Source organism: Dolichospermum flos-aquae CCAP 1403/13F, assembly GCF_012516395.1.
Classification (GTDB): domain Bacteria; phylum Cyanobacteriota; class Cyanobacteriia; order Cyanobacteriales; family Nostocaceae; genus Dolichospermum; species Dolichospermum lemmermannii.
The window spans coordinates 3,933,339-3,954,016 of record NZ_CP051206.1; the positions used below are offsets into that span (position 1 = coordinate 3,933,339).

Sequence of the window (20,678 nt, forward strand, 5' to 3'; positions counted from 1 at the left end):
TTTAATGACTTACGCGATTATTGAAACTGGCGGTAAACAAATGAAAGTAGAAGCAGGTCGCTTTTACGACATTGAACTACTAACCGCTGAACCAGATGAAAAAGTTACCATCAACGCAGTATTACTTGTACATCACGAAGGCGCAGTTTCCATTGGACAACCTTTAGTAGAAGGTGCAACCGTGGAAGGGACAATTATGCGACACTTTAGAGGTCGCAAAGTCCTGGTGTATAAGATGAAACCTAAAAAGAAAACCCGCAAAAAACGGGGACATCGCCAGGAAATTACCAGATTTTTGATTAATTCTATCAATCTCAACGGCGAAGTTTTAGCTTACGAAGAAGCACCAACGAGTCCTGAACTTCCCGTTCTTGATACTGACTTTGTGGAAGAAACCGCTGACGAATCATCTGAAGAATCATAAAAAAAGGTTTAAGTTGCTAGTTAGGCAAGGGGGAAAAGGTGATAGAGAGTAATTACCAATTACCAATTACTTTTTTCCCAGCCTAAACTGGATAACTAGCAACCTGGGATAAATAAAGTAAATAGAAAAGAGGGAATCATGGCTCATAAGAAGGGAACTGGTAGTACGCGGAACGGTCGTGACTCGAATGCTCAACGACTAGGTGTAAAACGTTATGGTGGACAAACTGTACGCGCAGGTAATATTCTAGTCCGTCAACGTGGTACTAAGGTTCATCCTGGTAACAACGTTGGTATTGGTAGTGATGATACCTTGTTTGCTTTGATTGACGGTGTAGTTACCTTTGAAAGAAGAGGTAAAAGCCAGAAGAAAGTTAGCGTTTATGCAGTAGCAGCAGAACTCGTAGAAGCTGTAGCTGGTTAATTCGTTATTAGTCATTGGTCATTCGTTATTAATTAATTAATGACTAATGACTACTTTTAAATGTAGTGATTGATAAGTGCGCCCATTCCTAGTCCTAACAGTGAGCAAAAAGATATACAGCCAAAAGCTAGTGCTGGTTTTAAACCAACTGATTGGAAGTCTATTTTGGCTAGGATGGTCGCTGACAAAATTAGTAAAGTATCAAGAAATACCCGAAACCAGGCAATCATTAGAAAAAATAGGAAAGCTGCTAAGATAGCCACAAGAAAAGTCCTAGCGTTTGACTTGAAGAAAATATGAGAATAATCATCTAGTTTTAGCCAAGGGTTAGTGAGCAATATCAGGGACAGCAGGATAGTTACCGCAGTTATCAGCCGTACATACCACGGGGCTTTTTCTTCAAGTATTATCCAGCCCAATGTACTGTAACTCAGTAATACAAGTGTTAAGGAAAACCAAGGTATCTTTTTCAAAATTGACATATAGCAGGAGTTAGGAATAAAACAGGCTTTAAGCAGTTGATAAATGTAAAAGTTCTGTACCTTACTCAGTTACAAATCGTTCTATACTGATGTCATCAGTATCGGTTTCATTGATTATTTCACAGATTTACTGAACTACTAAGGTTTCTAAATGTTGAATTCCATCCCTAATTCCCAATTTAAGAGAATAAAGATCAACATTTAGTTAAATATGTTCATAAATATTTGTAAACTGTTAGCAGTTGAATAGCCATCTGGCATATCATTAAGGATTGATCATGAGACAACTTGTTATCGTCGAGCGCGTATGCCTAATTGGTCATATCGTTTCTATGGTATTTGGACTGGTGGGGATATTGATTGTTATTCCCAATGCTGAACTAATTGTTAGCTTATCAGAAGTCGGACAGAGCGTCATGCAGTGGAGTATGGCGGGTGGCGGTGTGGTATATATGATTTTGGGGGCGCTGGGAGTGTTCCTTTATGCTTACCGAACTTTAGGTTTAGCACGCGCCTTAGGATTTTTAATCCCATCTTTATCAATTTCCCTAACTAGCGAATTACTAGGAACTAGCACAGGCTTTCCCTTTGGCTACTATAGCTATTTGAGCGGTCTGGGTTATAAAATTTCCGGTTTGGTCCCTTTTACAATTCCCCTTTCCTGGTTTTATGTGGGATTAGTTTCTTATGTGTTGGCTCGTGCGGGTTTAGAAGTAGATAAAAAACCCAGCTTGTTCCGTCACGTGGGAGCTATTGGTTTAGGGGCTTTACTACTCACTTCTTGGGATTTTGTGCTTGACCCAGCCATGAGTCAAACTTCCCTTCCCTTCTGGTATTGGCACCAACCGGGGGCTTTCTTTGGAATGCCTTATCAAAACTTTGCGGGTTGGATGGGTACTGGTTCGTTATTTATGACTGTAGCGGCTTTGTTATGGAGCAAAAATCCGGTTAAGTTAGACCATTACCAACTAAATGTACCTTTATTGGTTTATTTGGGTAACTTTGGTTTTGCCACAGTCATGAGTTTAGCCGCTGGGTTTCCTATTCCTGTACTGCTAGGTGTGGCACTGGGTGTAGCTCCGGCTGTGCTGCTGTGGTATAAAGGTTCTAGTACACCTGCAACGGTGAATATTGAAGCAGCTACTCAAGAAGTTGCTGTTGCTAATGTGAAAGTTGCTTTCAAATAGGGAAGAGGGAAGAGGGAATAGGAGAAGAAATTCTGCCAATTACCTCTTTCCCAATTACACAAAAAGAAAGCTAAGAGGTTGTTTGAAAAGTATTATATGAAACCCATAATCTCCAAAAACCTAACCCCCCTCCCCTACAAGGAAATGGGGGTTTTAAAGCCTCTCCCCGACCAGGGGAGAGGTTTGGAGAGGAGTCTGTTTACACATTAAAAACTTTTAAAACATCCTCTTAGACCGGGGAGTGTCAAGCACATTATTTCTCGTAAAGTATTGCGTCAATTTTGGCATCACTCCAATACTGTTAAGTTAATTTGCCTAAATTGCGCGAAAATCTAAACTAGCTACTTTATACAAAAAAGTCAGGGTTAAAATTGCTAAATATTATTCCGCTTCTATTGCTACTTATCCAAGTACCTGCAACAGCCATTTTGCTTTCCCGGTTGCTCAAAGGTCCAGGACGTTATCCAGCCCTCGAACCACAACAACCGACACCAGAACTTTTGGGAACTGTGAGCGTAGTTGTACCGACGTTAAATGAGGCGTTGCGAATTAGTCCACTGTTGGCTGGTTTGAGTCGCCAAAGTTACGAAGTTCGGGAAATTATTGTGGTTGATAGTCGCTCACAAGATGGTACTCCCGACTTGGTGAAAACCGCACAAATAACAGACCCCCGCTTTCGGGTAATCACAGATGACCCCTTACCTTCTGGCTGGGTTGGTCGTCCTTGGGCGTTGCATAATGGGTTTTTATTCACATCTGAGGGGAGTGAATGGTTTTTGGGTATGGATGCAGATATTCAACCCCATCCTGGTTTGGTGGCGAGTTTGGTGAAAACTGCGATCGCTCAAGGTTATGATTTAGTATCTTTATCACCGCAGTTTATTCTCAAGTATCCGGGAGAATGCTGGTTACAACCGGCTTTGTTAATGACGTTGTTGTATAGATTTGATCCTACGGGTATTTATACTGAACAACCGGAACGGGTCATGGCTAATGGTCAGTGTTTTTTATGTCGTCGGTCTGTATTAAGGGCTGTGGATGGCTATAGCAGTGCTAAAGGTTCTTTTTGTGATGATGTGACTTTGGCGCGGAATATTGCCTATCAAGGCTTTAAGGTGGGCTTTTTAGATGGTGCTAAGGTGCTAAGGGTGAGGATGTATGAGGGGGCGTTAGAAACTTGGAATGAATGGGGACGCAGTTTAGATTTGAAAGATGCTGCTTCTCCTGCTCAGATTTGGGGGGATTTATGGCTATTGTCTGCGGTGCAGGGTTTACCTCTTTTGATTTTATTGGGTTATTTGTTGCTTCCTAGTTTGGTGCTTTCGTTGCCGGCGATGTTGTTGTTAGGATTGAATATATTTTTGGTGGTGATTCGCTTTGCTTTATTATTAGCGATCGCTCCCTCTTATGATCGCCAAGATGCCAACGGTGGTTGGTTATTCTGGCTTTCACCCTTGGCTGACCCTTTAGCGGTACTACGCATCTTTTTATCTGCATTTCACACTCCCAAAGAATGGCGCGGCCGGAAATACGGTGATTAATGCTATTTAGGGCGTTGACTGAGGGTATCGCTCTTTGTTCCAATTTATCTGATTGGGGAGAGCGATCGTATTTATTAGAAAATATTTTGGTTCTTAAAGAACACAGGCTATATAATTAGTGTATCTGTCAATTCTCTACATTTATTTGCTCTATGGATTTATTAAACATCCGCACCAAAGTAATCACAGAAATTAATCTCATTCCAGAAGATAAATTAGAAGAATTATATAATTTTATTCATTATTGGCGATTGAATGGAGAATCATCTCCAGGTTCACTAGAACAAACTATGCAGTTTGCTGGCTGTTGGAATGATATGTCAGATGAGACATTTGCTAATTTCAGTGAAGAAATCAACATCCGTCGTCAACAGGCATTTTTTGAAAGGAGAAGTGATGAAACCAGCTTTGATTGATACCAATATTTTATCATTTTTTTTCCGCAATCATAGCTTAGTTGTTGAGCGGTTTGAGGCATATTTAATAGTTTATAGTAAACTTAACATTAGCATCATTACTTATTATGAAATTCTCAGTGGCTTAAAGCATCGTGATGCACAAAAACAACTGAAGTCTTTCTTAAAATTCGTCTCATATCATACAATTTTAGTAACCGCTCAATAATTCGGGGTAAATCCTTCGATGACAAGCCTCAAATGGCGTAAAATCGTTCCCCAACAGGTAGTCCGCCCCCATTAAAAAAGGAGATAATTAATCATCATGAAAACATCAATCAGCATTAATCCAGCTTATGAAGAGATAATCAACTTTCTCGCTGCTGGCATAACATCTCAAAGTTTAGTTGAATTTCAAGTATCAGAAACAGTAAAAGAAAGAGTATCTGATTTGATTTTTCGAGAAAAAACTGATGGAATTTCTTCAGAGGAAAAATCAGAATTAGATCATTATTTGATTTTAGAACATTTATTAAGACTAGCAAAAGCTAGGGCTTATGATTTTATTCACGAAAAGGCTTAAAATTCAATTATGGAGCGTCCTTATTTAAATCTAGAACTTCGCCGTTTAGTTGCTCAAAGAGCAGATAATTTATGTGAATATTGCCTGATTGCTGAACATGATACTATTTTAGGATGTGCCATTGATCATATTATTAGTATCAAACATGGTGGCTCATCAAATATAGATAATCTAGCTTATTGTTGTGTTTATTGTAATCGTTTTAAAGGCAGTGATATCGGTTCAATTATTATAGATAAAAAAGAATTTGTGCGTTTTTATCACCCTCGTTGGGATAATTGGGGAGAACATTTTAAACTGAATAATTCTACTATTGAATCTCTCACAAATATAGGACAAGTGACGGCTAGAATTTTAGGGTTTAATGATCAATCTCGTTTATTAGAACGTCAATTACTTATTGATAATAAAAAATATCCTTCTCTTTTGGCAATGAGAAGAATGAAGGATTAATGCAACGTCTTCCAGATTATTGAAATTGCGATAATTATGCTGGTGGTAAAATGAGTCGCTGGATCACTAATTCTGGATTGTCTAAGAATGGATTAATTTGGTTAAAATCAAATAGTCCATTGGCAATATCTCCAGCATATTGATGAATTAAGACCTTACAAAGAACTGGGTTTGCAGGTGCTATTTGATCTCGATTCCAAGGGCGCAGCTTTGTTTGTTGATCACCGTCAGAGGTTGCTGTTAAGATATACCTAATAATCTGCGGGTTTGAGATCCAACAACACCATCTTGACTTAAACCTTTTTGTTATCTTCATGATTACTTAAACCTGGCTTGGCTGCACCTTAATTAATTAGTCGCACTTCGGCATACTCATTGACCACATACCGCTATATGATGCGATTAATTACAATTTCATCTCACATAAATTAAGTTTATGACATCCACCATTTCCATTAACGATAGTCAACGTCTAGGACTCGAACCCCTCGAAGTCCCCCACCGTCTCTTATTGGGGCCAGGTCCTTCCAACACTCATCCAGCGGTATTACAGGCGATGAATACTGCACCTGTAGGGCATTTAGATCCGGCTTTTTTAACCCTCATGGATGAAATTCAATCCCTGTTGCGTTACACATGGCAAACAGAAAACCCCCATACTATCGCCGTCAGTGGCACGGGTACAGCCGCAATGGAAGCCACTCTAGCTAATTCTGTAGAACCGGGTGATGTGGTATTAATTGGTGTGGCTGGTTATTTCGGTAATCGCTTGGTAGATATGGCGGGCAGATATGGCGCAGATGTCAGAACTATTACTAAGCCCTGGGGACAAGTTTTCAATTTAGAGGAAATCAGCGCCGCAGTAGCCACCCATAAACCAGCAATTTTGGCTTTAGTTCATGCAGAAACTTCCACCGGCGCTCGTCAACCTTTGGAAGGTGTGGGGGAGTTGTGTCGTCAACATGGAACTTTGTTGTTAGTGGATACAGTTACCAGTTTGGGTGGTGTTCCCATCTTTTTGGATGAGTGGGGCGTTGATTTGGCTTATAGCTGTAGTCAAAAGGGCTTGGGTTGTTCTCCAGGTGCGTCACCGTTTACAATGAGTGCGCGGGCAATGGAGAAGTTGCAGAAGCGTCAATCTAAAGTGGCAAATTGGTATTTAGATATGACATTGTTGGGGAAATATTGGGGGACTGAACGCACATATCACCACACTGCACCGATTAATTTATATTATGGTTTACGGGAAGCTTTGCGTTTAGTGGCTGAGGAAGGTTTAGCTAGTTGTTGGCAACGTCATCAAAAGAATGTCGAGTATCTGTGGGAAGGATTGGAAGATATGGGTTTAAAGATGCACGTTGAAAAGGAATACAGGCTACCAACTTTAACTACTGTTTGTATTCCGGAAGGGGTAAATGGTAAATCTGTAGCCAGGCAGTTGTTAGTTGAGCATAATATTGAGATTGGCGGCGGTTTGGGTGAACTTGCTGGCAAGGTTTGGCGTGTAGGTTTAATGGGTTTTAATAGTCGTCCTGAAAGCGTGGATAAGTTGATAGCTGCTCTGGGAACAATGATCTCTAATAATTAGTTAGTTTGTAGTTGGGCTAAAGCCTAAGATACAGCATATTTCGCTCTAATGAGGTATAAACTTGAATTATGAAACTCTTGTAGTGCGGGCATCTTGCCCGCTGGATATGTACCTCATAACACCGGAAAGTGCTGTAATTTTAGAACTCAAGCCCAACTACATTATTCTTGATTTTGATTTAACCAACTTTCTAAATTATCAAGTTTGGTGAAATCTAATAATTCTTCTCCCAACATTTCTAATTTATCAAGTGATAATTTTTGAATCTTGGCAATTAATTCTGAATTAATTTCTCCAATGCGACGATTTAATTGCCGGATAATTAACAAAGTTTCTCCCTCAATTTTTCCCTCAATTTTTCCCTCAATTTTTCCCTCAATTTTCCCTTCCTGAACCGCCAACTCTCTATCCTGTTGATACAATGGTGCTAATCTCATAATTATCTCCCTATCTTCGGTTTCTTGATTGACTCCCAGGTGTTTTTGCAGGTTGTACAATAATTCTAGCGTGATTCTCCTAAATGGGTGGTTTACTGTTAATTCTGCTAGTTCCTCAATAGCTTGTTTTTGAACATTTCCTCTTCCTAACATTCTAATCCAAAGAGTTTCTTCCGTTCGTGGTAGTTGATGAATAACTACTATGGCTGTACGTAACGCTGCCCCTAAATAGTATATTCCTGGTAAAGAGTCAGTTTTTAAGGTAGTATTAAAGCTAGATAATATCTCTGGTGATGCTGTCGGAGTAAGTATCCACAGTTTCGGAATTTCTGATTCTTGAAGATTAGTTTTATTGCGTTTCGCTTCTCTTTTTAACACTCCTTTGACTTCTAATAACTTTAACAAACAATCACAAATCTCATCAGATGATGCCGGATTGCGATAAGGTTCAAAAATCGCGGGAGTAGATGCAAATTTACCTAATAAACCTAAAAGTTGTAAATTAGGATTTGCTTGGGGATAGGGAGAAAAGTAAACATCAATTTCTCTAACTTCTCCCGCTACACGACTTGGTGCTTGAACCTCTCCATAGTTTTTGAGAAGTTCCTCTAAATAGTCCTTAGCAAATTGATCATGAATGAATCTTGTCATGTAATAATTATATCAGTATATTGTGTTTTAAGTATCAAAGGGTATTTGTAAAGTATAAAATTCTATAAATCACGAAATCCCAGCTTAGAGGATGTTTTAAAAGTTTTTAATGTGTAAACAGACCCCTCTCCAAACCTCTCCCCTGGTAGGGGAGAGGCTTTAAAACCCCCATTCCCTTGTAGGGAAGGGGGGGAGGGGGGTTAGGTTTTTGGAGATTATGGGTTTCATATAATACTTTTCAAACAACCTCTTAGTACAGCATCTCACAATTTTAGGTAAAATAGAGATTCTTAACTCACTCCAAAAAGTAGATTACAACTCTACTTCCTGCAAATGTAGAGAATCAAGAAGAAGTGCAAATTCTTCAACTGATGAGGTAGATAATAGAAGAGTCACAACTAATTGACGAGAATTTATACTTCTTGTATTAATTTTGAACTCAGGAAGTTTAAAAAATTCCCTCAGTTTCCAGTAGAAATTAAAGGGGTATCTGTCATGAAAGAATACATGAGTGCTTTAGAGGGGTTAGTCGAGCAATTAACACTAGCTGCAATTTTAGAGATGCTAGAACGGATATGTCATAAAAAAGCGGAAAATCTGAGAACTCACTGGAATGATGAAGAAACCGCAAAGCTTTGGGAGAAAGCAGCTAGACAGATAGAAAATATCAATGTTGATATTTAAATATTGCGAAAACAAATTACTCTTAGTTTATGGTTATTTTCAGTCAGTGGAAATAACCAATTTTTAATTTTGCGGATAGCTATAGGAATCCGGTTTGATTGTTGTTCATTATACTGAGACTCAATCGTTGATTCGATGGGGTTTACGGTTTACAGCTTGTTCAAAAATCAAATAGTAGCCTTATATATACATTTTATGATTCTTCTTCATCCGCTTTCAGACTTTATCGAATCCAATTTTATCATTTATTCCGCACAGCCTAACTATTACTATGAAGGAAAATGTCCCCAAACTGGTGAAATATTGAGATTACCCCGCACACCTTTAGCAGAAGCTATAGCTGATAGTCTCATGCAGCAACTTGAACAAAATCATCTTTATTCCCATGAGGGAAAAATGTATGGTATTTTGTTAGTTGAATTACCCAATGGTGAACAAAGAGTTATTAAAGCATTTTCCGGTTTATTAAATGGTAATAGTATGGTTACAGGTTGGGTGTTACCAATTCCTGGTAGAGAGGAAGTGGCTTTATTAGAAACTCAGATTTTAGCAAAGTTAGCAGCAATTAAACAAGAAATTATTACCCTTGAACAAATTCCCGAAAGAGCAGAATATAAAACTCTGTCCGTTGAATATACCCAACAGTTACAAACTATGAGCTTACATCATGATCATAGCAAACAGCAACGACACAAACAACGTCAAGAATTTTATCAAACTCTCACAGATAAATCTCTCACAACTGCTTTGGAAAAACTAGAAGCAGAAAGCCGTCAGCAGGGAATTGACCGCCGAAATCTTAAACGCCATCAAAATGAAATTTTACAGCCTTTACAGCAAATTATAACGTCCGCAGATAGGAAGATTACAGAACTCAAACAACAGCGGAAACAACTATCTCGGCAATTACAAACAGAAATGCACGCTGCTTATAGCTTAACTAATTTTCAAGGACAATCTCTATCTTTACAGCAATTATTACCAGGAGGAACACCAACCGGAACGGGGGAATGTTGCGCTCCTAAATTATTACATTATGCTGCAACCCATGGATTAAAACCTTTAGCAATGGCTGAATTTTGGTGGGGTAATTCTTCTATAGAAAATAAGGTTTCTGGAGAATTTTATGGTGCTTGCTTGGAAAGATGTCAGCCATTAATGGGATTTTTGCTATCAGGATTAAAGCCAAATCAAGTAGAAATAATTTATGAAGATGAATGGCTAATTGCTGTGAATAAATCATCAGGACTGTTATCTGTTCCCGGTCGTTATTTTCATAATCAAGATAGTGTAATTAGTCGTTTACGTCATCTATATAATCAAGAAATAATCGCGGTACATCGTTTAGATCAAGATACTTCCGGGATTCTCTTAATAGCTAAAGATCCAATTACTCATTCTCAATTAAGTCAACAATTTCAACAAAGACAAATTCATAAAGTTTATGAAGCTTTGCTGACAGGTTCTCTAGCTATTAATGAAGGTGAAATTAATTTACCTTTATGGGGAAATCCTGATCATCGTCCTTATCAAGAAGTGGATTTATCACGAGGTAAACCTAGTTTAACTCACTTCCGCGTTATGAACAGAGAAGGAGATTATACCCGTGTTGAATTTGTGCCTTTGACTGGACGGACTCATCAATTACGGGTTCATGCTGCTGATACAAGAGGACTGGGAATGGCAATTTTGGGGGATAAACTCTATGGTTATCATAGTGATACTGATAGATTATATCTGCACGCAAGAGAGTTGAGGTTTCAGCATCCTCATGTAGAAAAAATCTTCCACTTACAGGTAAAAACACCATTTTAATTATAATTAGGGCTTGCTGAAAAAGTGGAAAAAGCCTTAATTTGTAGGTTAGGTTGTGAAACGTGAGCGTTCGCGGAGCAATCAGCAGGATATCTGAATTTGCAAAAATATCTTGACAAACACTTTAGGTTTATTATATTATTTAATATAACGAGCGTTCGATATAGAAACGATAGCTGTTATGCCGAAATTCTTGTTATTTGAATTTTATTTTCCACCGTAAGTTTACTTTGACCCAACGTACAAATTAAAAGTAGCCTGCACTTTTGGATATGACTAATGAATGAAGATAAAAACAATAATTCTGATCAGAAAGAGCCTATTGTCCACCTTCAGAGAATAGCTGATATTATATTCGCACTGGCAATGGCAGAGTGCTTCTTAGCTCTTGATTTTCCTGAAAATCTGCAACAGCCCACAGACTCAGAAATTGTGGCATTTTTACTAGCTCAAATAAAACCACTCACTAGCTACGCGATCGCATTTGTGATTGTTGGTTTCTACTGGTTAGAACATATCAAACAGTTTAAATATTACAAACAAGCAGATACGATTCATATTTCACTCTATTTACTTTATCTGATGGGAATATTTCTAATTCCTTACTCTGACACACTAGTTATTTATTTTCCAGAAAATGCTCTTGTGAAAATATGCTTTAGCGTCAATACTGCATTCATTGGATTGATATCATTTATTAACTGGAATTATGCGACTTATAAACACCGACTAATTGCCGATGATCTAAATAGTGAAATTATTATTTCTACAAGATGGAAAATCTTGATAGAGCCGATTTTTTCCTTATTAACAATAGGAGTTGCTATTATCGATCAAGGTTGGTGGGAATATGTCTGGTTTTTATTACCAATTCCTTATCTCTGGACAGAGAAGATATTTAGCAAGGGTGCTGTCAAAAATAATCAACAGGCTGACAATAATTATGAAAAATATCAGGACAAGGAGTAGCTAATCATCCCCAAATACTAAATATACGTCGTTTACTGTATCTTCGCCTTAATATTGACATCTTTAAGCTGACCGTCTTCCATATAAATAATACGGTCAGCAATATCCAAAATGCGGTTATCGTGGGTAACGAGCAAAATAGTACAGCCTTGTTCTTTAGCAAGTTTCTGCATCAATTCCACAACATCGCGGCCAGATTTTTTATCAAGTGCAGCGGTAGGTTCATCAGCTAAGACAATTTTAGGCTGGCTGACTAAAGCACGAGCGATAGCGAAGCGCTGCTGCAAGCAGTTCGCTACCCGTTGTTTTTGTCCACCAGAAAGATTTTCGGGGTAGTAACTGATACGATCTGCCAAACCGACAGCCTCTAACATGGCGATCGCTTTGTTGTTGATATCATGATTTAGATATTCATCATGCAATTCCAAGGACATCCGCACATTTTCTTGGGTAGTTAAAAACGTCATTAGGTTATGCGCCTGAAAAATATAACCAATTTGACGGCGCAATTTAGTTAACTGTTGTTTATTTGCTCCACATATTTCCTGTCCTAAAATTTTCAAACTACCTTCTTGAGCAGAACGCAAACCACCCATTAAAGTCAAAAGTGTAGTTTTACCTGAACCGGAAGGTCCAGTCATAATCACAATTTCACCAGGTTGAATATCCAAATTAATGTCAAATAATACTTGTTTACGTAGCATACCTGATCCAAAATAATGATTCAGGTTATCCAATTAAAACAGTATTAATCAAACCTCCAATGATAGCAACATTTCGAGGTGACCAGTGATAGCGAAGTGCTGCTGCAAGCAGTTTTCTCAAAAAAGCATCACAAAATCACGTTAAAATGCCCGAAACCCATACCTCATGGTTGAGCTTGTCAATGCGTAAATCCTATTGAATTAGGATATCTGAATTTGTAAAGATATCTTGACAAAGACTTTAGGTTTATTATATTATTTAATATAACGAGCGTTCGATATAGAGACGATAGCTGTTATGCCGAAAATTGTTAATCATGAACAATACCGTAAAGAATTACTCAATAAATGTTTTGATTTGTTTGCTGAAAAAGGCTATGCAGCGATTACTATGCGGCAGATTTCTGCGAGTTTAAAGGTTTCCACAGGTACGCTATATCATTATTTTCCCAACAAACAAGCTTTGTTTGAGCAATTGGTGGAAGAAATTTGTCAGCAGGACATCATTACAGCTTTAACAGAATTTGGAGGCAAAAATAACTTATTAGAATTGATGGCAGCGTTGGGTCAATATCTTGTTAAAAATGAGGATTATTTAATTAAATGGACTTATCTATGGGTTGATTTTTGTCAACATCAAGACTCAAAAATAATGTTGAGTAATAGCACTGTTTTTAAACGGGCTAATCAACGATGTCAGCAAGTAGCCTGTGATTTATTAGGTGTTCCAGATGTAGTATTAGCATCTTTTGTTTTGAGTTTTGTGAATGGTGTGGTTCTCGAAAAATTATGGGGAAATGAAAACATTGATTTCTCTGAACAGTGTCAGCTTTTAGGAGAGATGATTGTAGCCTATTTACGACAAAAAACCGACTTTAAAGTTAGTAGTTAAGCGTCAATAAATGTAGAGAAATTTGTTTTATCACTTTGGGAGTTATGATGAGTTATAAACTGTTGTTTAAACCTAAAAATCAAGGGTTAATTGCTTTAATAATTGCGGCCACTGCGATAACAGGAGGAATTGCTATTTATGGGATTTCTAATTTCGGACAAATGGGTAAAACTTCTGTCACAGAATCAAAACCAATTGTCCCTATTCCGCAAATAGTGACCGCTTTAGGAAGACTAGAACCAGCCACAGAAGTGATTAAGTTATCTGCACCTTTAGCATTAGATGGCGATCGCATTTCTGAAGTATTAGTTAAAGAAGGTGATAATGTTAAAACCGGACAAGTAATTGCTATTTTACAATCCCGTGATCTATTAAAAAATTCTGTTATTCAAAGCACGAAACAAGTGAAAGTTGCTCAAGCTAAACTTGCACAAATTAAAGCTGGGGCTAAATCAGGAGAAATTCAAGAACAGTCAGCAATTGTGGAGAGAATTAAGGCACAATATGCAGGAGATAAACAATCCCAACAGGAAAATATTGCTCGGATATCAGCCCAATGGGAAGGTGATAGAATTGCTCAAATAGCAACTATTAATAAATTAACAGCAGAACTCAAAAATGCCGAATCAGAATATCAACGCTATCAACAGTTATTTGCTGAAGGGGCAATTTCTAATTCTGTAATTGATAGCAAACGGTTAAATGTAGAAACTGCTAAACAGACATTAAGTGAATCTCAAGCTATTCTCAACCGCATTAATACTACAGCCAATAAACAATTAGCAGAAGCTAAAGTTGCTCTCAATCGTATTAATGCTACTAGTAATAAACAAATTAATGAATCTCAAGGTAAACTCAATAGTATTGCTGAAGTTCGTCCCGTAGATGTACAGTTAGCACAAACAGAAATTGAAAGTGCGATCGCTAATCTTAAAAAAGCAGAAACTGAATTAGAAGCAGCTTATATTCGCGCTCCCATAAACGGGCAAATTCTCAAAATTCATACTAAAGTCGGTGAAAAAATTGGTGATCAAGGGATTTCTGACTTTGCCCAAACTAACACAATGATGGTAGTAGCAGAAGTTTATCAAACTGATATTAGTAAGATAAAATTAGGACAAAAAGCCATAATTACCAGTCAAGGATTTACAGGAGAATTAAAAGGTGTAGTCCAACAAATTGGTTTACAAGTCAAACGCCAAAATGTTTTTAGTGATCAACCAGGAGAAAATTTAGACAGTCGCATTATCGAAGTAAAAATTCGCCTCAATCCTGAAGATAGCAAAAAAGTTTCCGGCTTAACCAATTTGCAAGTACAAACAGCAATTAAATTGTAATTTATTTCCCGTCAAGGTGCATAAAAAACTCATGATTAATAAAATGTTTCGGAAAACACCCCTGGCTTGGCGACAATTAATGAAGGAAAAAACGCGGCTAATAATTGCAGTATCGGGAATTGCCTTTGCTGATATACTAATATTTATTCAGATGGGTTTTGAAACTGCATTATTTGATTCTGCTGTTAAACCTCATCGGAATTTACAAGCAGATTTAATATTAATTAATCCTCAATTTCAAGCCCTATTTTCAGCTAAAAGTTTTTCTAGAGAAAGACTTTATCAAGCATTGAGTTACAACGGGGTAAAATCAGTTAGTTCTATTTACATTGGTACGGGACAATGGCGTAACCCTGAAACAAAACTGGATCGGGCTATTTTAGTTTGGGGTGTAGATCCAACTGCACCTGGTTTAAAGTTTCCTGAACTTCAAGCCAAGAAAGATTATCTTAAACAATTGAATCAAGTTCTCTTTGATGAAGCTAGTCGTCCAGAATATGGAGAGATTGGCAAGATTTTCCGAGAAACTGGCAAGTTTAACGCCGGATTGAGCGGCAAAAATGTCAGTGTCAAGGGTGTATTTCAAAATGGTACTTCTTTTGCCGCTGATGGTAATGTTGTCATGAGTGATTCTACTTTTTTGCAATTATTTCCTACTCGTAAACCTGATCAAATTGAAGTTGGGTTAATTACTCTTCAACCCGGCGCTGATATTGAAAAAGTTAGAGAACAACTGCAAATAGGATTAAATCCAGATCCTCAAAAACCCTTTGTTGAAGTTGGTACTCCAGAAACATTTGCTCAAAAAGAAAGAACTTATTGGGCTAATAGTACAGGTATTGGTTTTATTTTTGGCTTGGGTGTGATAGTCGGTTTCATTGTGGGGATTGTCATTGTTTATCAAATCCTTTACTCTGATGTTTCTGATCATTTACCAGAATACGCTACTCTCAAAGCAATGGGTTACACTGATAATTATCTATTGCGAGTTTTATTACAAGAAGCATTGTTTTTAGCTGCATTGGGTTATTTACCTGCATTTTTCCTATCTTTTGGGTTATATCAAGTTACATTTGCCGCAACTCTTTTACCAATATATATGAAGGTAGATCGGGCAATTAATGTTTTTTTCTTAACAGTAATTATGTGTACTGTTTCTGGCGCAATAGCGATGCGAAAACTCCGTTCTGCTGATCCGGCGGATATTTTTTAACCTAACAATTTTTATATCTCACGCAAAGGTAAGGAACTATGTCATTGGAAGTTACAACTATTCCTTCTGAAGTTATTTCTAGTTCAGAAACAGTTATTTCTGTTAGTAATCTCAATCATTATTTTGGGAAAGGGACGCTGCAAAAACAAGTCTTATTTGATATTAATTTAGAGATTAAGACAGGAGAAGTTGTCATTATGACTGGTCCATCTGGTTCGGGCAAAACTACCCTATTATCATTAATGGGCGGTTTACGTTCTGCCCAAAATGGCAGTTTACAAATATTAGGACAGGAAATGTCCGGTGCAAAAAAAGGGCAATTAACTAAATTGCGTCGCCAAATTGGTTATATTTTTCAAGCACATAATTTGATGAGTTTTTTAACAGCCAAAGAAAATGTGCGGATGTCTTTGGAGTTACATGAAAATCATCTCAATGGTGATATTAATGCTACAGCTACAGCGATGTTAGAACACGTTGGTTTAGCACAACATATTAATTCCTATCCAGAGAATTTATCCGGTGGACAAAAACAACGGGTAGCTATAGCCCGCGCTTTAGTCAGTCATCCAAAAATAGTCTTAGCAGATGAACCGACAGCTTCATTAGATAAACAATCGGGACGTGATGTGGTGGAATTAATGCAAATGTTAGCAAAAGAACAAAACTGTACCATTTTATTAGTCACCCATGATAACCGCATTCTCGATATAGCTGATCGGATTATTTACATGGAAGATGGACAATTGAAAAGTGATGGTGTAGAAATAGGAGTTAAAATAAATTGACACTTATTTATTTAAGAATAATTTCCTCCCGAATTTCTAAATTGAGAGTGTGTTGAATTTTTAAAAGTTTTGTCAAACTAGCACTAGCATATCCATTTGCTTCATCACGTTGCACCTGTTGAGGTTTAACTCCTAAAAGTTTGGCAAAACTCTCTTGAGTGTGTCCGCGAATAATCCGCGCTTTGATGAGTGCTTCTGGTAATTTTTCTAAACTATCATATTTCAATCGCTCAATTTTACCTTGATTATTTTTGAGGTTTTCGTATTCTTCTATCTCTTCAATAAACTCTTCAATTTGGCTTTTTAGTGAATCAATACGAGCCTCATGGCGTAGTTTTTGGTTTTCATCTTCTGGAACTGGTTTACTAGCATATTGAGTCATTGCTAACTCAAATTTCTTCATCTGTGCTTTAGTAATACTGTACTGCCATTCATTGAAAATCATAATGTTTAACCCATAACTCATTTGTTCAAGAATGGCATTACCTAATAATAAAAATTAATTAGATAATGCCAATTTATCTTACTGTTTTATATTGCTAATTTTGAATTTTAATAATCAAAAGCAGCAAAAAGTATTTTGCACCCTATCCTTACAGATCAACTGCTACTATACCTTTGATATTACCATTACGGTCTTGCTGGAAAAATTCTAAACAAGTAGTAAATGGATCTTCAAAAGTGTTGTTAGCAATCGAAAACTCGCAGCGATATTTATTTTTTTGTGCCGACCTTCTGCTACTAGGATGCAAAATAGGGTCGAGTTCTTTCAAGAGTTTAAAGTCTAATTGCGATACCTGTAACAAACAGAACTATCAATCACATAAATCATATTAATCATATAAATCACAGTCCAGACCGGAATATAGTACAATTGTTCTACACAGACAAAACATAATGCTCGTTCTAGTCAGGTGTAATATAGAAAAACAATGATCCGTGTGATGATTGCCCTAACTAATTATGCTTGACTTTTCTCATGAGGTGAAATTCACCGCGAGAAAAAGTATTAAAAATCAGGAGAAATTGATGAACAGTTGTATTTTGATGGCAGAAATTTACGATAATCCCCAACTGCGTCACACACCAGATGGGTTAGAAGTTACAGAAATGATCGTTCATGTCGCGGGAGCAAAACCAGAAGATCCAACGCATCCTTTAAAAGTCGTAGGTTGGGGAAATTTAGCCAAAGAGATTCACCAAAGTTATCATCAGGGCGATCGCGTTATTATTGAAGGGCGCTTAGGCATGAATACAATTGATCGCCCCGAAGGATTTAAGGAAAAACGCGCAGAATTAACAGTCCAAAGGATTCACGCCATCGGACAAGGTACTTATACCAGTTCACCACCAGCAGCCACGAGAACCACACCAGCCTATGAAACCCCTGTAGCGCCACCAACCTACAGCCAGACTAATTATGAATCAAACTATCCGACATCAGCCCCAATGCCCCAGGTAGCGCCCTCTCAACCGACATACCAACCCGCCCCTGTGCAGTCTCCATCCCCTGTAGGAGTTACGCCAGAACCCGATCCAGATGACATCCCGTTTTAGTCATAATCCTTGTAGAGACGTTCCATGGAATGTCTCTACATTCTTTTTCAACCTCCACTGACTTCACCCCATTCCCGAATTGCTGGAAATACGGATGAATAATCATCTTCTGGATAGGACATTTTCATAGTTGCGTGTAAGATTTGCCTTACACCCTCAATGCTGTTGAGATTCAAACCCAAGGATTTTGCTTCCGAGATAAATAAATCTATTTCTTTGATCAGTTGTTTTGTCGGTAAGTTAGCGTTAGTATAATTGCCATCTAACATCCGCCGCAAATTTTGATCAAAAGTAGGCGCATAAAGTTTACTTTCGCGCAGAACCTGCATAAACAAATCAACATCAATGCCTTGCAACTGGATATATGCCAAACTCAGAGCAAAGCTAGTTGTGAGAGAAGCAATCAGTTGATTGAGCGCCAGGGTGAGGTTTGATGCCGAACCCACAGCGCCTATATATACAGGATTTTCGCCAAAATGTTGGAGTAACTTTAAATGACGCTGATATTGTTCCTCTTCTCCACCTACCATGACAATTAATTTGCCAGTTTTAGCTTCGGGAATACTACCGAGGACAGGTGCTTCTATATATTCACCACCAGCCGCAACTACTGTATCTCTGATTTCTTGGCTTTCTAAGGGATTAATTGTCCCCATTTGAATGATGCTGCGTCCTGATAAAGTATGCCAAGAAGTATCTGTCAGAAGTACATGATAAATAGCTGCGGCGTTAGAAAGCATTAGCACGATACAGTCAGCAGCACGGATGGCTTCGCGGGGTTTCGTCACAATTTGCGCCCCTGCTTTCCGTAACGGTTCTAATTTTTCTGGGGTGCGATTATAGGCAATTAGTTCTATATCGGTAGCTAATAACCTTTGAGCCATCGGTAGTCCCATCAATCCAGTTCCCAGAAATGCCACCTTCATGTTTTACGTTCCTTTGTCAGTGGTCAGTTGTTAGTAGAAGAAGTCAGGAGTCAGGAGTCAGGAGTCAGGAGAAAGAAAAGTGAAAGAATAAATAAAAAAAGTTCTTTCCGTTTCCTCTTCCTTTTTCTTTCTCTTTCCTCTTATGACTTTTATGACTTTTAACTTTTGACTTCCGCGAAGTGGTACTAGCCTCCAGCGGCAAAAGTCACCATAATGATGACGGAAAGTAAGAGTCCGGGGGAAAGTAGAGTTACTAGCACTAACAGATCATGAGCATTCATAATTATTTCTCTTGGGTAGATTTTTGACTTAAATGTCATCTCTGTTATGCTAGTGCAATCAGGACTAATACAGGATTGTTAAAGAGATTTTTAACCTTTCTCTTTGATCTCTACTCTGGTACGACTAATCCCTGGAGTGGTTGTGATGCTTCTTGTTCAGTTAGTCCCTGGCTTTGGACTAAAACGCCAAAGTTGCCTAATCCCCCCGGGTTAATTAGTTGGTGTAATCCTTCTCGGCGTTGTAGCAACTGTGATATTGGTTGCTGTTGAGAGGAGAGTGCAGCTAACCTTTCGACTTCGCTCAAGCTAAACCTTTCACCTATTCCCAATGCCATCAAAAATAGCCCTTGCTGAGTCCAACCCATGTTTTTGAGTCCGCACCGTTCACCCCAAGATGATAAGGCTGTAAAGTCAACATGGGCAGTGATATCTTGTTGCCCAATATTGATATAAGGATTATCATGATGACGATGCTGGTAGTAGCACTGGAGAGTTCCCTGCGATCGCCTGGGGTTATAATAACGATGAGCAGGGTAGCCATAATCAATTGTTAGCACATACCCGCGTTCCAAGCGGTCTGCCACTATACCCAACCAATTCAAAGCTGCTAAATTAATTTCACTACGATAGCCATTTTCATAAGTATTTTGGCTTAAATCAATTTCCACTAACTTAAAATATTCTCCTAATTGTGGTGTTGATGGTTCTCCTATTATTTCCATAAATAGAGGTTTACCTTGAGCGGAGTCGAAAGGTAAAGCAGAATTTTCTTCCTCCGATTGTTGCCCAATCGTGACATAAATTTCCCGCAATTCTCCTGCTGCTAAAGTAAATTGGTGGACTGGAAAAGCATCTACTAATTCATTGGAAAAGAAGCAGCCGTTAATAGATTTGGAGGGAATTTCTTCCAAGTTACACCAATCTACAGCAAAATCTTGTAACCGTTGTTGTTGTTCTTGTTTTAAACTTTGTGATTTTTCAACAATAATATATTTGACTGCTGCAAAAAAATCTGGGTACTCTTGCTGTATATAATTGAGAATATGGGATGCTAATATACCTTGTCCTGCCCCCATTTCTACTAAATCAAAATGGATAGGTTTATCTAGAATCTCCCACATTTGATAAAATTGCTTTGCTAGTAATTCCCCAAAGTCAGCGCCTAAACTGGCAGATGTGAAAAAATCACTACCGCGAAATCCGATTTTGATAGCATCACTAGAATAATAACCATATTCTGGGTGATATAACACCATATCCATGTATTCTGCAAAGGTAATTCTTTTTTGAGGACTGGTGATAATCCGATGGGCTATTATTTGACATAACGGGGAATGAGAATCCATAA

General features: G+C 38.0%; 25 protein-coding genes. 17 read left to right on the top strand and 8 right to left on the bottom strand.

Annotated features, from left to right (window positions below):
* The first annotated feature begins 4 nt into the window (after positions 1–4).
* The gene (rplU, locus tag HGD76_RS18950; protein ID WP_015078509.1) at positions 5–424 is read left to right on the top strand and encodes a 50S ribosomal protein L21; all 420 of its coding nucleotides are present in this window, start codon (positions 5–7) and stop codon (positions 422–424) included.
* A gap of 138 nt (positions 425–562) precedes the next feature.
* On the top strand, positions 563–847 hold the full coding sequence (gene rpmA, locus HGD76_RS18955; RefSeq protein ID WP_015078508.1) for a 50S ribosomal protein L27: 285 nt from the start codon (positions 563–565) through the stop codon (positions 845–847).
* 56 nt (positions 848–903) lie between these two features.
* On the opposite strand, the gene HGD76_RS18960 is transcribed toward rpmA, so the two are convergent.
* Positions 904–1,329 carry a hypothetical protein gene (locus tag HGD76_RS18960; RefSeq protein ID WP_168696688.1) on the bottom strand — a complete coding sequence of 142 codons (426 nt, stop codon included), beginning with the start codon at positions 1,327–1,329 and terminating at the stop codon, positions 904–906.
* A 278-nt stretch (positions 1,330–1,607) separates the two neighbouring features.
* Between HGD76_RS18960 and cruF the strand changes: the two genes are divergently transcribed.
* From cruF to HGD76_RS18990, 6 genes are all read left to right on the top strand, one after another.
* Positions 1,608–2,516 (top strand): gamma-carotene 1'-hydroxylase CruF, encoded by a 909-nt coding sequence (gene cruF / locus HGD76_RS18965; protein ID WP_148765682.1) that lies wholly within the window; start codon positions 1,608–1,610, stop codon positions 2,514–2,516.
* A 371-nt stretch (positions 2,517–2,887) separates the two neighbouring features.
* Entirely contained in the window at positions 2,888–4,057 is a 1,170-nt protein-coding gene (gene cruG, locus HGD76_RS18970) for a 2'-O-glycosyltransferase CruG (RefSeq protein ID WP_168696689.1), read from the top strand.
* A 152-nt stretch (positions 4,058–4,209) separates the two neighbouring features.
* A complete protein-coding gene (locus HGD76_RS18975; protein WP_137909322.1) occupies positions 4,210–4,473 on the top strand; it encodes a hypothetical protein in 264 nt (87 codons plus the stop codon).
* Positions 4,454–4,681, top strand: coding sequence for a PIN domain-containing protein (locus HGD76_RS18980; protein ID WP_233466931.1), 228 nt, complete (start codon positions 4,454–4,456; stop codon positions 4,679–4,681). The genes HGD76_RS18975 and HGD76_RS18980 overlap by 20 nt, the downstream gene beginning before the upstream one ends.
* Positions 4,682–4,777: 96 nt before the next feature.
* Entirely contained in the window at positions 4,778–5,035 is a 258-nt protein-coding gene (locus HGD76_RS18985) for a hypothetical protein (RefSeq protein ID WP_137909323.1), read from the top strand.
* Between the two features lie 9 nt (positions 5,036–5,044).
* Positions 5,045–5,488 (top strand): HNH endonuclease, encoded by a 444-nt coding sequence (locus tag HGD76_RS18990; protein ID WP_137909324.1) that lies wholly within the window; start codon positions 5,045–5,047, stop codon positions 5,486–5,488.
* Positions 5,489–5,522: 34 nt separating this feature from the next.
* Here the strand turns inward: HGD76_RS18990 and HGD76_RS18995 are convergent, their stop codons facing one another.
* Complete coding sequence (locus tag HGD76_RS18995; protein ID WP_168696690.1) at positions 5,523–5,804, bottom strand: hypothetical protein; 282 nt, start codon at positions 5,802–5,804, stop codon at positions 5,523–5,525.
* Between the two features lie 120 nt (positions 5,805–5,924).
* Between HGD76_RS18995 and HGD76_RS19000 the strand changes: the two genes are divergently transcribed.
* Positions 5,925–7,076, top strand: coding sequence for an alanine--glyoxylate aminotransferase family protein (locus HGD76_RS19000; protein ID WP_168696691.1), 1,152 nt, complete (start codon positions 5,925–5,927; stop codon positions 7,074–7,076).
* Between the two features lie 161 nt (positions 7,077–7,237).
* On the opposite strand, the gene HGD76_RS19005 is transcribed toward HGD76_RS19000, so the two are convergent.
* A complete protein-coding gene (locus HGD76_RS19005) occupies positions 7,238–8,164 on the bottom strand; it encodes a DUF4351 domain-containing protein (protein ID WP_168696692.1) in 927 nt (308 codons plus the stop codon).
* Between the two features lie 495 nt (positions 8,165–8,659).
* Here HGD76_RS19005 and HGD76_RS19010 point away from each other — a divergent pair, with 495 nt between their 5' ends.
* The 3 genes from HGD76_RS19010 (at position 8,660) to HGD76_RS19020 (ending at position 11,632) form a co-directional block, all read left to right on the top strand.
* Positions 8,660–8,848 (top strand): hypothetical protein, encoded by a 189-nt coding sequence (locus HGD76_RS19010; RefSeq protein WP_015078494.1) that lies wholly within the window; start codon positions 8,660–8,662, stop codon positions 8,846–8,848.
* A 195-nt stretch (positions 8,849–9,043) separates the two neighbouring features.
* On the top strand, positions 9,044–10,663 hold the full coding sequence (locus HGD76_RS19015) for an RluA family pseudouridine synthase (RefSeq protein ID WP_168696693.1): 1,620 nt from the start codon (positions 9,044–9,046) through the stop codon (positions 10,661–10,663).
* 279 nt (positions 10,664–10,942) lie between these two features.
* Positions 10,943–11,632 carry a TMEM175 family protein gene (locus HGD76_RS19020; RefSeq protein WP_168696694.1) on the top strand — a complete coding sequence of 230 codons (690 nt, stop codon included), beginning with the start codon at positions 10,943–10,945 and terminating at the stop codon, positions 11,630–11,632.
* A 32-nt stretch (positions 11,633–11,664) separates the two neighbouring features.
* Here the strand turns inward: HGD76_RS19020 and HGD76_RS19025 are convergent, their stop codons facing one another.
* Entirely contained in the window at positions 11,665–12,369 is a 705-nt protein-coding gene (locus tag HGD76_RS19025) for a DevA family ABC transporter ATP-binding protein (RefSeq protein WP_407644788.1), read from the bottom strand.
* 265 nt (positions 12,370–12,634) lie between these two features.
* Here HGD76_RS19025 and HGD76_RS19030 point away from each other — a divergent pair, with 265 nt between their 5' ends.
* From HGD76_RS19030 to HGD76_RS19045, 4 genes are read left to right on the top strand one after another with little or no spacing between them, the layout of a single operon-like run.
* Complete coding sequence (locus HGD76_RS19030; RefSeq protein WP_168696695.1) at positions 12,635–13,228, top strand: TetR/AcrR family transcriptional regulator; 594 nt, start codon at positions 12,635–12,637, stop codon at positions 13,226–13,228.
* A gap of 47 nt (positions 13,229–13,275) precedes the next feature.
* Complete coding sequence (locus HGD76_RS19035; protein ID WP_168697502.1) at positions 13,276–14,565, top strand: ABC exporter membrane fusion protein; 1,290 nt, start codon at positions 13,276–13,278, stop codon at positions 14,563–14,565.
* A 31-nt stretch (positions 14,566–14,596) separates the two neighbouring features.
* Positions 14,597–15,778, top strand: a complete 1,182-nt coding sequence (gene devC, locus HGD76_RS19040) for an ABC transporter permease DevC (RefSeq protein WP_168696696.1) — start codon at positions 14,597–14,599, stop codon at positions 15,776–15,778.
* Between the two features lie 38 nt (positions 15,779–15,816).
* Complete coding sequence (locus HGD76_RS19045; protein WP_168696697.1) at positions 15,817–16,566, top strand: DevA family ABC transporter ATP-binding protein; 750 nt, start codon at positions 15,817–15,819, stop codon at positions 16,564–16,566.
* A gap of 7 nt (positions 16,567–16,573) precedes the next feature.
* On the opposite strand, the gene HGD76_RS19050 is transcribed toward HGD76_RS19045, so the two are convergent.
* Complete coding sequence (locus HGD76_RS19050; protein WP_168696698.1) at positions 16,574–17,011, bottom strand: helix-turn-helix transcriptional regulator; 438 nt, start codon at positions 17,009–17,011, stop codon at positions 16,574–16,576.
* A 148-nt stretch (positions 17,012–17,159) separates the two neighbouring features.
* Entirely contained in the window at positions 17,160–17,372 is a 213-nt protein-coding gene (locus HGD76_RS19055; protein WP_407644789.1) for a DUF6932 family protein, read from the bottom strand.
* A gap of 223 nt (positions 17,373–17,595) precedes the next feature.
* Between HGD76_RS19055 and HGD76_RS19060 the strand changes: the two genes are divergently transcribed.
* A complete protein-coding gene (locus HGD76_RS19060; protein ID WP_168651664.1) occupies positions 17,596–18,123 on the top strand; it encodes a single-stranded DNA-binding protein in 528 nt (175 codons plus the stop codon).
* A gap of 47 nt (positions 18,124–18,170) precedes the next feature.
* Here HGD76_RS19060 and HGD76_RS19065 read toward each other — a convergent pair whose 3' ends face one another.
* Positions 18,171–19,049: an NAD(P)-dependent oxidoreductase gene (locus HGD76_RS19065; protein ID WP_168696699.1), complete on the bottom strand. Its 879-nt coding sequence runs from the start codon at positions 19,047–19,049 to the stop codon at positions 18,171–18,173.
* 391 nt (positions 19,050–19,440) lie between these two features.
* The gene (locus tag HGD76_RS19070; RefSeq protein ID WP_168696700.1) at positions 19,441–20,676 is read right to left on the bottom strand and encodes a class I SAM-dependent methyltransferase; all 1,236 of its coding nucleotides are present in this window, start codon (positions 20,674–20,676) and stop codon (positions 19,441–19,443) included.
* Between the last annotated feature and the right edge of the window lie 2 nt (positions 20,677–20,678).

Coding starts and splice junctions, on each gene's coding strand:
- cruF (WP_148765682.1), top strand. CDS start 1,608: ATGAGACAACTTGTTATCGTCGAGCGCGTATGCCTAATTGGTCATATC.
- HGD76_RS19015 (WP_168696693.1), top strand. CDS start 9,044: ATGATTCTTCTTCATCCGCTTTCAGACTTTATCGAATCCAATTTTATC.
- HGD76_RS19005 (WP_168696692.1), bottom strand. CDS start 8,164: ATGACAAGATTCATTCATGATCAATTTGCTAAGGACTATTTAGAGGAA.
- HGD76_RS19045 (WP_168696697.1), top strand. CDS start 15,817: ATGTCATTGGAAGTTACAACTATTCCTTCTGAAGTTATTTCTAGTTCA.
- HGD76_RS18990 (WP_137909324.1), top strand. CDS start 5,045: ATGGAGCGTCCTTATTTAAATCTAGAACTTCGCCGTTTAGTTGCTCAA.
- HGD76_RS18985 (WP_137909323.1), top strand. CDS start 4,778: ATGAAAACATCAATCAGCATTAATCCAGCTTATGAAGAGATAATCAAC.
- rpmA (WP_015078508.1), top strand. CDS start 563: ATGGCTCATAAGAAGGGAACTGGTAGTACGCGGAACGGTCGTGACTCG.
- HGD76_RS19050 (WP_168696698.1), bottom strand. CDS start 17,011: ATGATTTTCAATGAATGGCAGTACAGTATTACTAAAGCACAGATGAAG.
- HGD76_RS19065 (WP_168696699.1), bottom strand. CDS start 19,049: ATGAAGGTGGCATTTCTGGGAACTGGATTGATGGGACTACCGATGGCT.
- HGD76_RS19020 (WP_168696694.1), top strand. CDS start 10,943: ATGAATGAAGATAAAAACAATAATTCTGATCAGAAAGAGCCTATTGTC.
- HGD76_RS19000 (WP_168696691.1), top strand. CDS start 5,925: ATGACATCCACCATTTCCATTAACGATAGTCAACGTCTAGGACTCGAA.
- HGD76_RS19010 (WP_015078494.1), top strand. CDS start 8,660: ATGAAAGAATACATGAGTGCTTTAGAGGGGTTAGTCGAGCAATTAACA.
- HGD76_RS19060 (WP_168651664.1), top strand. CDS start 17,596: ATGAACAGTTGTATTTTGATGGCAGAAATTTACGATAATCCCCAACTG.
- HGD76_RS19070 (WP_168696700.1), bottom strand. CDS start 20,676: ATGGATTCTCATTCCCCGTTATGTCAAATAATAGCCCATCGGATTATC.
- HGD76_RS18960 (WP_168696688.1), bottom strand. CDS start 1,329: ATGTCAATTTTGAAAAAGATACCTTGGTTTTCCTTAACACTTGTATTA.
- HGD76_RS18980 (WP_233466931.1), top strand. CDS start 4,454: ATGAAACCAGCTTTGATTGATACCAATATTTTATCATTTTTTTTCCGC.
- HGD76_RS18995 (WP_168696690.1), bottom strand. CDS start 5,804: ATGAAGATAACAAAAAGGTTTAAGTCAAGATGGTGTTGTTGGATCTCA.
- HGD76_RS19035 (WP_168697502.1), top strand. CDS start 13,276: ATGAGTTATAAACTGTTGTTTAAACCTAAAAATCAAGGGTTAATTGCT.
- devC (WP_168696696.1), top strand. CDS start 14,597: ATGATTAATAAAATGTTTCGGAAAACACCCCTGGCTTGGCGACAATTA.
- HGD76_RS19030 (WP_168696695.1), top strand. CDS start 12,635: ATGCCGAAAATTGTTAATCATGAACAATACCGTAAAGAATTACTCAAT.
- HGD76_RS18975 (WP_137909322.1), top strand. CDS start 4,210: ATGGATTTATTAAACATCCGCACCAAAGTAATCACAGAAATTAATCTC.
- rplU (WP_015078509.1), top strand. CDS start 5: ATGACTTACGCGATTATTGAAACTGGCGGTAAACAAATGAAAGTAGAA.